13 protein-coding genes are annotated in these 10,657 nt (G+C 60.6%); 6 read left to right on the top strand and 7 right to left on the bottom strand.

Annotated features, from left to right (window positions below; all coding sequences use genetic code 11):
- Positions 1 to 38: 38 nt before the first annotated feature.
- The 3 genes from Q7U49_RS09830 to Q7U49_RS09820 all read right to left on the bottom strand — a co-directional run bounded on the left by Q7U49_RS09830 (position 39) and on the right by Q7U49_RS09820 (position 2,490).
- The gene (locus tag Q7U49_RS09830; RefSeq protein ID WP_304764084.1) at positions 39 to 1,619 is read right to left on the bottom strand and encodes an IS66 family transposase; all 1,581 of its coding nucleotides are present in this window, start codon (positions 1,617 to 1,619) and stop codon (positions 39 to 41) included.
- Positions 1,620 to 1,777: 158 nt separating this feature from the next.
- Complete coding sequence (tnpB, locus tag Q7U49_RS09825) at positions 1,778 to 2,113, bottom strand: IS66 family insertion sequence element accessory protein TnpB (RefSeq protein ID WP_304764090.1); 336 nt, start codon at positions 2,111 to 2,113, stop codon at positions 1,778 to 1,780.
- Positions 2,110 to 2,490, bottom strand: coding sequence for a transposase (locus Q7U49_RS09820; protein WP_304764083.1), 381 nt, complete (start codon positions 2,488 to 2,490; stop codon positions 2,110 to 2,112). Before Q7U49_RS09820 ends, tnpB begins: the two co-directional genes overlap by 4 nt.
- A 59-nt stretch (positions 2,491 to 2,549) precedes the next feature.
- On the opposite strand from Q7U49_RS09820, the gene Q7U49_RS09815 reads away from it, so the two are divergent.
- The gene (locus Q7U49_RS09815; protein ID WP_304764082.1) at positions 2,550 to 2,852 is read left to right on the top strand and encodes a S9 family peptidase; all 303 of its coding nucleotides are present in this window, start codon (positions 2,550 to 2,552) and stop codon (positions 2,850 to 2,852) included.
- A 153-nt stretch (positions 2,853 to 3,005) separates the two neighbouring features.
- Here Q7U49_RS09815 and Q7U49_RS09810 read toward each other — a convergent pair whose 3' ends face one another.
- Positions 3,006 to 3,914 (bottom strand): hypothetical protein, encoded by a 909-nt coding sequence (locus tag Q7U49_RS09810; RefSeq protein WP_304764081.1) that lies wholly within the window; start codon positions 3,912 to 3,914, stop codon positions 3,006 to 3,008.
- Between the two features lie 3 nt (positions 3,915 to 3,917).
- Positions 3,918 to 4,550: a LemA family protein gene (locus Q7U49_RS09805; protein ID WP_304764080.1), complete on the bottom strand. Its 633-nt coding sequence runs from the start codon at positions 4,548 to 4,550 to the stop codon at positions 3,918 to 3,920.
- A gap of 62 nt (positions 4,551 to 4,612) precedes the next feature.
- Here Q7U49_RS09805 and surE point away from each other — a divergent pair, with 62 nt between their 5' ends.
- From surE to rlmD, 4 genes are read left to right on the top strand one after another with little or no spacing between them, the layout of a single operon-like run.
- Positions 4,613 to 5,380, top strand: a complete 768-nt coding sequence (gene surE, locus Q7U49_RS09800; protein ID WP_304764089.1) for a 5'/3'-nucleotidase SurE — start codon at positions 4,613 to 4,615, stop codon at positions 5,378 to 5,380.
- Complete coding sequence (locus Q7U49_RS09795) at positions 5,380 to 6,186, top strand: protein-L-isoaspartate(D-aspartate) O-methyltransferase (RefSeq protein WP_370653990.1); 807 nt, start codon at positions 5,380 to 5,382, stop codon at positions 6,184 to 6,186. Before surE ends, Q7U49_RS09795 begins: the two co-directional genes overlap by 1 nt.
- Positions 6,187 to 6,199: 13 nt before the next feature.
- Positions 6,200 to 7,045, top strand: a complete 846-nt coding sequence (locus Q7U49_RS09790) for a peptidoglycan DD-metalloendopeptidase family protein (protein ID WP_304764079.1) — start codon at positions 6,200 to 6,202, stop codon at positions 7,043 to 7,045.
- 53 nt (positions 7,046 to 7,098) lie between these two features.
- Positions 7,099 to 8,541, top strand: a complete 1,443-nt coding sequence (gene rlmD / locus Q7U49_RS09785; protein WP_304764078.1) for a 23S rRNA (uracil(1939)-C(5))-methyltransferase RlmD — start codon at positions 7,099 to 7,101, stop codon at positions 8,539 to 8,541.
- Between the two features lie 107 nt (positions 8,542 to 8,648).
- Here rlmD and Q7U49_RS09780 read toward each other — a convergent pair whose 3' ends face one another.
- Positions 8,649 to 9,344 (bottom strand): Bax inhibitor-1/YccA family protein, encoded by a 696-nt coding sequence (locus Q7U49_RS09780; protein WP_304764077.1) that lies wholly within the window; start codon positions 9,342 to 9,344, stop codon positions 8,649 to 8,651.
- 180 nt (positions 9,345 to 9,524) lie between these two features.
- On the opposite strand from Q7U49_RS09780, the gene Q7U49_RS09775 reads away from it, so the two are divergent.
- A complete protein-coding gene (locus tag Q7U49_RS09775; protein WP_304764076.1) occupies positions 9,525 to 9,926 on the top strand; it encodes a heme-binding protein in 402 nt (133 codons plus the stop codon).
- A gap of 38 nt (positions 9,927 to 9,964) precedes the next feature.
- Here Q7U49_RS09775 and Q7U49_RS09770 read toward each other — a convergent pair whose 3' ends face one another.
- On the bottom strand, positions 9,965 to 10,642 hold the full coding sequence (locus Q7U49_RS09770; protein WP_304764075.1) for an energy transducer TonB: 678 nt from the start codon (positions 10,640 to 10,642) through the stop codon (positions 9,965 to 9,967).
- Between the last annotated feature and the right edge of the window lie 15 nt (positions 10,643 to 10,657).

The raw sequence follows: 10,657 nt of genomic DNA, 5'->3' as shown, positions 1-10,657 counted from the left end.
CGTATGCGTCCGGCGAACACAGATTGACGGCGTAACCGTTACGTGATCAGCGGTGACCAATTGTGCGGCAGCAGCTCATCAATTCGGCTGTTCTTCTGAGTCGGCAAGCGGGCCAGAACATCCTTCAGATAGGCATACGGGTCATGCCCGTTGAGCTTGGCGCTTTGGATCAGGCTCATCACCGCAGCTGCGCGCTGGCCCGCGCGCAGTGAGCCCGCGAACAACCAGTTGCCCCGGCCTATGGCGATCGGGCGAATCTGGTTCTCAATCCAGTTGTTGTCAATGGGCAGGCGCCCGTCGTTCACAAACCGGGTCAAGGCAACCCAGCGTTTCAAGCTGTAGTCCAGCGCTTTGGCGGTGGCGGTCCCATCGGTAATGCGTTGGCGCTGTAACAGCATCCACTGGTGCAAGGCATCAACCAGCGGTTTTGATTTTTCTTTGCGGATGCTGCCTCGCTCATCGGCACTGAGATGTTTGACTTCCCGCTCGATCTCATACAACTGCCCAATGTAGGTCAGCGCCTGTTGGGCAATCTCGCTCTTGTTGCTGACATGCAGGTCAAAGAACTTGCGCCGCGCATGCGCCATGCAGCCCACCTCGGTGATGGCAGCACCAAAGCTGGCTTTGTAGCCACTGAAGTCGTCACAAACCAGACCACCGCTCCAGTCTCCCAGGAATGTTCTTGCATGTTCACCGGCGCGGGATTCGCAAAAGTCGTAGACCACGGCCTTTATGTTCTCGAAGGCCCCCGGCGCATAAGCCCAGAGGTAGGCCCGGTGGGTCTTCTTGTTGCCCGGCTTGAGCATGGCCACCGGGGTTTCGTCGGCATGCAGCACGGCAGACTGGAACATGGACTTCTTGAGCGCATCGACCAGTGGCTGCAACTGCACGCCACACACGCCCACCCACTGCGCCAGGGTGGAGCGGGCTATTGGATAGCCGGAACGACCGAAGATGGCCTCCTGGCGATACAGTGGCAAATGGTCAGAATACTTGGCCACCAACACCTGTGCCAGCAAACCCGAGGTAGGCAGGCCCTTGTCGACGATCTGGGCGGGCACCGGCGCTTGCGTCAGGGTCTGGCACTCGGAACAGGCCCACTTGCCACGGACATGGCGCTGCACCGTGAGCACGCCCGGCGTGTAGTCCAGCTTCTCGCTGACGTCTTCGCCGATGCGCTTCAACTGGCAGCCGCAGGTGCAGGTGGTGCTGTCGGGTTCGTGGTGCAACTCAACGCGAGGCAGCTCTGGGGGCAGGGTTGTGCGCTTAGGCGCCTGGCGGGGTTCTTTGGCTGCTTTGTCCGGTGGTGCGAGGTCTTGGAGCTCTTGCTCAATGGCGGCGATGTCGGCGTCGATGGTTTCATCGAGCAAGCTGGCCTGGCCAGCATCGAGTTGTTCTCGGCTGCGCCCAAATTTCCAGCGCTTCAAGACCGCCATCTCATGCGTGAGCTGGTCGATCTTGGCCTGGCGGTACAGGATCTCGCGGTCTTTGCTGATGATGGTTTGGTCCAGGCTGGTGATTTGTTGGTCCTGGTGGGCGATTTGCGCGATCAAATCAAGGGCGAGTTCACGCAGTTGTTCTGCGTTCAAATCGAGAAGTGATTCTTGGGCTTGGACCATGGTGCAAAGTGTCCCACACAGAACTGTTTTGGGCCATTCTGACATTCCCCAATTGACTCAAAAACAATAGTGAACCAACATTGCCATGTCTGCATTTGAAGTCCTTTCTCCCTTCATTTTCGTACCAAATCAGAGTTGATTTTTCGTCATTTTTTGCCTCACACCACGCGGATGATGCCACCCTCGCCAATGCGACTCCAGGGCAGGCCCAGCACCAGTGCGTCGAGCTGGGCTCGACTCAAGCTGATCTGCGTTTGGGTCGCTTGAGCGGGCCAGACAAAGTGGCCCTGGTGCAGCCTTCTGGCGGCCAGCCAGATGCCGATACCGTCATGCACCAGCACCTTCATGCGGTTGGCGCGCCGGTTGGCAAAGAGGTAGGCGGTGTGCGGGTGGGCGCAACCGAATACAGCCACCACGCGGGCCAGTGCCGTGTCTGTTCCGGCTCGCATGTCCAAGGGAGCGGTGGACAACCATACCGCGTCGATGCGGATCACTGCAAGCACTCGCGTAGCCACTGCGCGCACGCGGCGCCACCGGCAAGAGGCCAGTGCACGACGATGGTGGTGTTGACTCGCTTGACCTCAAGGCGGATGTCCCCAGTGGGCTGGGCCGTTGCCGGTTCTGTGGCCGCGCTTAAGGTAACCGGCACAAAGGTCTGTTCTCGCCTGATCAGTGTGCCCTGGCTATGTTCGCGCAACCAGCGGTGCACGATGTTGGCGTTGATGCCGTGCTGCAGGGCAACCCCGGCAATGGACGCACCGGGCTGGGCGCAGGCCCCGACAACTTGCAGCTTGAGTTCGGGGCTGTAGAACCGCCTCTTGCGGGCTTGGGTGGTGCGAGCCTCGCTCGCCATGGTGTGCATGATGTTCATCGTGCACACTATCTCCGGATTTCAGCTCCCCTTCAATATGTGTTGGCCGGACGCATACTGTGCTACGCCATGTGCAGCGCGTGATCGGGGCGCGCTTTGACGACATTGCGCCCATTCGCAGCGTGACTCGGGTGCGCTGTCCGGTGCTGCTGGTGCACGGTGAAGACGACGACATGGTGCCGTTTGATGATGCCCTGCGTCTGCTGGCAGCCGGGCAAAATGGCCGGGTGCAGTTGCTGGCCCTGCCAGGGCGGCATGACCCGACCGAGGCCTTGCAAACCGAATCCCCGCAGTTGCTGGCGTTTTTGATCAGTTCGCTTGGGCGTAGGCCTCAAACTCCGGCAGGGGCAGCGGGCGACTGAACAAATAACCCTGGTAGTTGTAACAACCCAGGCTGGCAAGGAAGTCACCTGTCAGTAAGTTCGTGAAGGCCAGCCTCCTGATCTGTTCTTCAGAAGCCCGATAGGCTGCTCTGGAACGAGTAACCCGTGCTTCACGTCCTTGGCCTCACTGGCTCAAGCGAGGTAGATCCAGCCCGCCACCGCGGCGGCTGTCATGGCCAGGTGAAAAATGCTCCAGCGTAAAAAATGCTTGCGCAGCGCCTGGGGCGAGAGCGCCGAAATCAAAAACAGTCGCCCGTCTTCGGGTGCCCGCAGCAAGTGAACTCCGGCTTGCTGGCGGATGCTGCGGTGCTCGCGCTCGATGGTCTGGGTGGCCAAGTTTCGGGCCAATTCCCATTCCTGCAGGTCAATGGTGCCATTGCGGTCCAGGTCAAAGCGCTGGTGCAGGTCAGTCCGGTCCTGCTTCCAGCGGGTCAGCAGGGCGCTCACGTCTTCGCGTGCATTCAAGGTCGAACTGGCACCGCCCAGGGTCAAAAACTCACCCAGCACGTAGATCGTGCTGCCACCGAACAGGCATTCTTCCACCAGCTTGTCATCGCCAGGGTAGCTGGTGCGCGCTTGCGCGCCGACCACCTCGGCATGGTCCGGGTCGACGCTGCAGACGCCGCTGGCGTCCACGATGTCGAACGTGGCGCTGCTGGTGCCGCTGTCGATCTGGCGCCATTCGCGCTTGGCGTTGTCCCTGGAGTACAGCCGGTAGCGGTACCAGATGCAGGCGATACCGCCCAGCGGGGTATGGATCAGCTGGTCCGTTTGGGTGCTGGCGCGGCCCATGATCTCGACATAGCCCTGCGCTGCGGAGGCAATGCGTGAGGTGGCCAGTTCGGCAATGGCGCGGGTGCGGCGCAAACTGCCCAGCCAGGCCACCCCCGCCAGCCAGGCCGCGCCCGCCAGGCACCAGCGCGCCTGCAAACCGGGGCCCGATTGCGCGGCCACGGCGATCAAAGCGAAGTACAGGCCGGTGGCCAGGCTACCCAGGTTGAGCCCGAAGTGCTGCAGACCGCGCAAGCCGCGCACCAGCATGGTTCAAGCCTTGAAGCGTTGGCCAATGTCGACGTCTTGCAACTCGGTCGCTGCAAACTTCAGCAACTCGAACGCCTTGAAGTTGAACAGTCGCGCCAGCACGAGATCGGGAAACTGCGCGATGGCCACGTTGTTGATGTTGACGCTTTCGTTGTAGAACTCGCGCCGGTCGGCAATGGCGTTTTCCAGCCCGCTGATGCGCGATTGCAGGTGCAGGAACTGCTCGTTGCTTTTGAGATCTGGGTAAGACTCCGCCAGCGCAAACAATTGCCCCAGACCACTGCGCAAAGCGCCTTCGGCCAGACCCAGGGCGCCCATGTCGTGGGATTGACGGGCCTCTGACACCCTGGAGCGCGCCTGGATCACTTTTTCCAGGGTGCTTTGCTCGTATTGCATGTACTGCTTGCAGGTGTCGACCAGCTTGGGCAGCTCTTCATGGCGCTGTTTGAGCAGCACATCGATGTTGGCCCAGGCCTTGGACACCGCATTCTTGACCTTGACCAGGCTGTTGTAAAGCGTGATGGCATACAGCAGCACCACGGCCAGCACAATCCAGAAAATCGCATCCATGAATGGCTCCTTGTCGTTGACGTGAATGAACAGCGCCTTGGCGCGACCCGCCGTGGCATCTGTCACAGGAATGAGGGCTGTTCCAGCACCTTGGGCATCCTATACTTCAAGTCTAATCGGACATCATGATGAAAATTCTTATTTGCAACGACGATGGTTTTCGGGCACCCGGCATTGTGGCGCTGTACGAGGCGTTGAAAGACGTCGCCACCGTCGAAGTGGTGGCGCCGGAGCACAACAACAGCGCCAAGTCCAATGCGCTGACCCTGCACACACCGCTGTATGTGCAGCGTGCGGCCAATGGTTTCCGCTATGTCAACGGCACGCCGGCTGATTGTGTCCACATCGCCCTGACTGGGCTGCTGGATTACCGCCCGGACCTGGTGCTGGCAGGCATCAACAACGGCGCCAACATGGGTGACGACACCATTTATTCCGGCACCGTGGGTGCCGCCATGGAGGGTTATCTGTTTGGTATTCCGGCCATCGCGTTTTCCCAGGTGGAGCGGGACTGGCACCATCTGGACGCCGCAGCCATCAAGGCGCGTGACCTGGTGCTGCAGATGGGACAGCAGAACCTGATCGGTCACACGCCCTGGTTGCTCAATGTCAACATCCCCAATTTGCCCCTGGCGGAAATGGGGCATCTGAAGCTGTGCCGCCTGGGACGGCGCCATTCCGCAGAAAAAGTCATCACGCAGATGAGCCCGCGTGGCGAGACCATGTACTGGATTGGAGCAGCCGGCCAGGCCAAGGATGACGCCGAGGGCACCGACTTCTCTGCCACAGCGCAAGGCCACATCGCCATGACGCCGCTCAAGGTCGATCTGACCGATCATGACCATCTGGGTTACTGGGCGCAAACAGCCGCCAAGCTGGCCGATTCAGTCGACTGATGACACAACCCGACCCGAGCCGTGCCAAGCTTCGGCCTGGTTTCCCAGCCAGGTTGGCGGTGCCCAAGGCGCCAGTTGCCCCCTTGCGACCTGCGACGTCAGCACGACCCTTGCCTGCGTCCAAGCCGATGACCCATCTGGCGCACGGTGTCGGGCTGGACTCCAGTGCGGTACGGCAAAGCATGGTGAACAAACTGGCGCAGCAGGGCATGACCGACGCGCCCGTACTGCAGGCCATGGGCCGCATCGAGCGCCACCGCTTTGTCGATACCGCCTTGGTGAATCAGGCTTATGAAGACACCAGCCTGCCGATTGGCCTGGGGCAAACCATTTCCAAACCCGGTGTGGTTTGCAGAATGCTTGGCTTGTTGCGCCAGGGCAGCCCGGGACCCTTGGGGCGGGTGCTGGAAATTGGTACTGGCTGCGGCTATCAGACGGCGCTGCTGAGCCTGCTGTGCCATGAGGTCTATTCAATGGAGCGCTTGCGCGGTCTGCATGACAAGGCGCGTGACAACCTGCGTCATCTGAGGTTGGCCAATGTTCACCTGCTGTTTGGTGACGGTATGCCGGGCTATGCCAGGGGTGCGCCTTATGCTGGCATCATTGCCGCGGCGGGCGGCGAGGCCGTGCCGCAAGCCTGGATTGACCAGTTGGCCGTCGGTGGCAGGTTGGTGGCGCCCGTCTCTGTGGGCGCCACGGGCGCAGGCAAACAGGTGCTGATGGTGGTTGACAAGACGCCGCAAGGGGTCCAGCAGACGGTCATGGAGGGCGTTTTCTTTGTCCCTTTAAAATCAGGCATTGCATGATGAGGGTTGATCTATGACGGTTTTGAAGCGACGTTTGGGCTTGTCCCTGGCAGTGACGTGCGTGTTGTTGACTTTGGTGGCCTGCGGCTCCAGAAGCATCAACCGCGCACCGGTGGAGGAGCGGGTGACCCGGGCAGGTGATGTGATTGGCGTCGTGCCGAGCGTCAAGCCACCCCAAGGGTTCGAGCATGCGGGCAAGCCGGGGTATTACACCGTCAAGCCGGGCGATACTCTGACGCGCATCGCCCTTGAAAACGGCCAAAGCCCGCGTGACATCGCGCTCTGGAGCCAGGTGGAAAACCCGAACCGCATTGAAGTGGGTCAGGTCCTGCGGGTGGTACCGCCTGTCAGCCAGGAGGTGCAGGTGCAAGCGGTGTCCCGGGCCTCCGTGAGCACGGGCACGCTGGCACAGCCGGCAGCACCTGCACCGGCGCTTGCATCCACACCGGCTGCCAGCGAAACCCGTCCTGCCCCGGCCGCTGCGTCAGAGTCAGACATCAACTGGATCTGGCCCACCAATGGGCCGGTGTTGGCCGGCTTTGACGATGTCAAGAACAAGGGCATCGACATTGGCGGCACTGCGGGCGAACCGGTGCTGGCGGCTGCCGATGGCCGTGTGGTTTACGTCGGTGCCGGTTTGCGCGGCTATGGCAACCTGATCATTCTGAAGCACAACAATGTCTATCTGACGGCCTATGCCCACAACCAGACCCTGCTGGTCAAGGAAGACCAGTCGGTGCTCAAAGGGCAAAAAATTGCCGAGATGGGCAACAGTGATGCCGACCGTGTGAAGTTGCACTTTGAGGTGCGCCGCCAGGGCAAGCCGGTGGACCCCGCCAAGTACCTGCCTGCCAGGTAACGCCATCCTTCCAAGCCCGCCAAGCTGGTCGGGCCACATCAAGACTGAATTGAATGATTGAACCGACTGATCCCACGGCAGCCCAAGCTGCCGTGCCTGCCGACTGGCTCTATGTGGAGTCGCTCGACCTGGAAGCCCAGGGCGTGGCCCACAAGGCCGACGGCAAAGTGGTGTTCATTGAAGGTGCGCTGCCGTTTGAGTATGTCAGTGCCAATATCAACCGCACCAAGCACAGTTGGGAGCGCGGCACGCTCACCGTTGTGCACCGCGAGTCTTCCCAAAGGGTGGAACCCCATTGCCCGCATTTCGGCCTGCATCAGGGTTCCTGTGGTGGCTGCAAGATGCAGCATGTGCACATGAGCACGCAGGTCGCCGTCAAACAGCGCGCGCTGGAAGACAATTTATGGCACCTGGGCAAACTCAAGCCCGAGACCATTTTTCGCCCGATCGAAGGTCCGGCCTGGGGTTACCGCTACCGCGCCCGCTTGTCGGTGCGTTATGTGCGTAAAAAAGGCGCGGTGCTGGTGGGTTTTCACGAGCGCAAGAGCCGTTATGTGGCCGACATGCAGGTGTGTCCGGTGCTGCCGCCACACGTTGACGCCATGCTGATGCCTTTGCGTGCGCTGATTGCCTCGCTTGATGCCGTCGAGACCATTCCCCAAATTGAATTGGCCTGCGGCGACAGCGTCACGGCCCTGGTGTTGCGTCACCTCGAGCCCCTGAGCGCCGCTGATTTGACCCGGCTGCGCGAATTTGCCCGTCAGCATGCGGGTGTGCAGTGGTGGTTGCAGTCCAAGGGGCCAGAAACCGTGTGTTTGCTCGATGAAGGTGGTGAACTGCTGAGTTACGCCTTGCCCGAGTTTGGCATCATCATGCCGTTCAAACCGACCGATTTCACCCAGGTCAATCCGCAGATCAACCGGGTGCTGGTGTCGCGCGCGCTGCGCCTGCTCGACGCGCAGGCCGACGAGCGCGTGATTGACTGGTTTTGTGGTTTGGGCAATTTCACCTTGCCCTTGGCAACCCAGGCGCGCGAGGTGCTCGGCATTGAGGGCAGTGAAACGCTGGTCGCCCGGTCACGCGACAACTACCTGAGAAACAAGGCTTCAACCCGGCCCGGCAACACCCTGGCTGCAACTGAATTTGCCGCCCGGAATCTGTTCGAGATGACGCCCGAGCTCCTCATTGCAGATGGTGTTGCCGACAAATGGCTGGTCGACCCACCACGTGAAGGCGCCTTTGCCCTGGCACGTTCATTGGCCAGCCTGCATCAGCAAAAATTGGGCTTGTCAGAGGAACCGGCCACGCCGGGAGCAAATGCCTGGCAGCCGCCCAAACGCATTGTTTATGTCAGCTGCAACCCGTCAACCTTGGCCCGTGATGCTGACTTGCTGGTGCACCAGGCGGGCTACCGCTGCAGCGGTGCCGGCATGGTCAACATGTTTCCGCACACCGCCCATGTTGAGAGTATTGCGGTGTTTGACCTGATGGACTGAAGCGTTGACAAGCTTGATGCATCATTAAAAAAGGCTCCGAGGAGCCTTTTTTCTGGTTAGTTGGGGTCAGAGCACATCGGTGCGCGAGTGGTCTGACCCGCAAAGTCTCAGTCGCGTTCGCCGCCGAAGATGCCGAGCAGTGCCAGCAAACTCTGGAACACATTGACGATGTCCAGGTAGAGGGCGAGCGTGGCGCTGATGTAGTTGGTTTCGCCGCCATCCACAATGCGCTTCAGGTCGTACAGCATGTAGGCACTGAAGACGCCAATGGCGGCGACAGAGATGGCCATCATGCCGGCGGTGGAGCCCACGAACACGTTGATGACGCCGCCCACCACGATCGCCAGTGCGCCGACGAACAGCCATTTGCCCATGCCCGAGAGGTCGCGCTTGATGACGCTGGACAGGCTGGCCATGACAAAAAAGACACCGGCGGTGCCACCAAAGGCCGTCATGATGAGGTCAGGCCCGTTTTTGAAGCCCAGCACCATGGCAATCATGCGCGACAGCATGAGGCCCATGAAGAAGGTGAAGCCCAGCAGCACCGGAACACCGGCGGCAGAGTTCTTGGTTTTTTCGATGGCATAGATGAAGCCAAAAGCGCCAGCCAAAAACACCACCAGGCCCATGCCGCCACTCAGCGATTGGGTGATGCCCGTGGCCACACCCAGCCAGGCGCCCAGCACGGTCGGAATCAGGCTAAGGGCCAGCAACCAATAAGTGTTGCGCAGAACTTTGTTGCGCTCTTGCGCCATGGCGCCAAAGCCATGGCTACGTTCGATGGAATGGACGTTATCAGTCATGTTCAAGCTCCTTGCTTGGGTTGGTGAAAAAAGTAAACTGGATTTTAGTGGGCACCGATTTCGCGGGAGACAAGCCGCTGTCGGCTTCCTACTTTTCTTGAGGATACTTTAACCTGCAATGTGGGCAAATGAACTGTGAAGGCGCGGTATGCTTGGCCAACTTTTTTACAGGTAATTCCCATGAAAACCAAACCCACTCTGGAACTGTCCGACATCAAACGCATTGCTGCTGCAGCCGAGGCTGAAGCACTGCAAAACAACTGGGTGGTCACGATCGCTGTGGTGGACGACGGCGGCCATTTGCTCTGGCTGCAGCGCCTGGACGGTGCGGCAGCCCTTTCCGCGCACATTGCACCCGCCAAGGCGCACACGGCTGCGCTGGGGCGCCGCGAAACCAAAAACTACGAAGACATGATCGACGGTGGTCGTCATTCCTTCCTGAGTGTGCCGACCATTGGCGGCATGCTGGAGGGTGGGGTGCCGATCATGAAGGACGGTGTCTGCCTGGGTGCGGTCGGGGTCAGTGGCGTGAAATCCACCGAAGACGCGCAAATTGCCCGTGCGGGTATTGCTGCGCTCTGATGGCGTTTTACCAGGCGCAGAGGGTGTCCGGGGAGGGCTCATTCCAGCGCGAAGTGAATGGGAACGTTGAACCACATGTCTTGCGCCTTGCCATCGCGACGACCGGGCACGTAACGCCAGTCCATCGCGGCGCGCAATGCCGCCTGGTCAAGACGCGCATAACCACTTGACTGACCAATGTCGCCTTGTTGCGGCTTGCCGTCCTTGTCAATGAGCACCCGAATTACCACCCTGCCGTGTTCGCCCAACCGGCGGCTGAGGGCAGGGTAGGCGGGTGCCGGGTTGTTCAGATAATCGGCGTTGCTGGACGGCAAGACCGTGACGGGCGCGGCCGGCGTCGCTTGGGCATGTGTTGCCATTCCGGTATTCGCGCTGCGTGCGACATCCGCCTGACCGACTTTGTCAATCACCCCGAGGCCCGTCGGCAGCTTGGTGGCGGGGGGTGAAACCGGCGCATCGCTTGCCGTGGGGGTGGCTGCTTCGGTTTGTTTTTGCGCTGCCACCCGACTTGATGTTTTTACTTTGCCGGAGACCGGCCGCACGGGGCTGGCCGATGGCACGGGCGCGGCTGGCCGAGGGGATGGGGCGGTGGGTGCCAGTTGGAAGCGCAGGGTCGGCGCGACCGCCGCGTCATGATCGGGTCCAAGCTGGAGCCAGCCAAGCAGTGCCAGGTGCCCTGCCAGCACGCCCGAAATCAGACAGACTTTGTGCCACAAAACACGGTTCCTTTT

The organism is Rhodoferax sp. (assembly GCF_030653815.1).
Classification (GTDB): Bacteria; Pseudomonadota; Gammaproteobacteria; order Burkholderiales; family Burkholderiaceae_C; genus Rhodoferax.
This window is presented reverse-complemented; position numbering and strand designations above follow the sequence as displayed.

Coding starts and splice junctions, on each gene's coding strand:
- Q7U49_RS09820 (WP_304764083.1), bottom strand. CDS start 2,490: ATGAACATCATGCACACCATGGCGAGCGAGGCTCGCACCACCCAAGCC.
- Q7U49_RS09775 (WP_304764076.1), top strand. CDS start 9,525: ATGAAAACCAAACCCACTCTGGAACTGTCCGACATCAAACGCATTGCT.
- rlmD (WP_304764078.1), top strand. CDS start 7,099: ATGATTGAACCGACTGATCCCACGGCAGCCCAAGCTGCCGTGCCTGCC.
- Q7U49_RS09795 (WP_370653990.1), top strand. CDS start 5,380: ATGACACAACCCGACCCGAGCCGTGCCAAGCTTCGGCCTGGTTTCCCA.
- surE (WP_304764089.1), top strand. CDS start 4,613: ATGAAAATTCTTATTTGCAACGACGATGGTTTTCGGGCACCCGGCATT.
- Q7U49_RS09790 (WP_304764079.1), top strand. CDS start 6,200: ATGACGGTTTTGAAGCGACGTTTGGGCTTGTCCCTGGCAGTGACGTGC.
- Q7U49_RS09780 (WP_304764077.1), bottom strand. CDS start 9,344: ATGACTGATAACGTCCATTCCATCGAACGTAGCCATGGCTTTGGCGCC.
- Q7U49_RS09810 (WP_304764081.1), bottom strand. CDS start 3,914: ATGCTGGTGCGCGGCTTGCGCGGTCTGCAGCACTTCGGGCTCAACCTG.
- Q7U49_RS09830 (WP_304764084.1), bottom strand. CDS start 1,619: ATGGTCCAAGCCCAAGAATCACTTCTCGATTTGAACGCAGAACAACTG.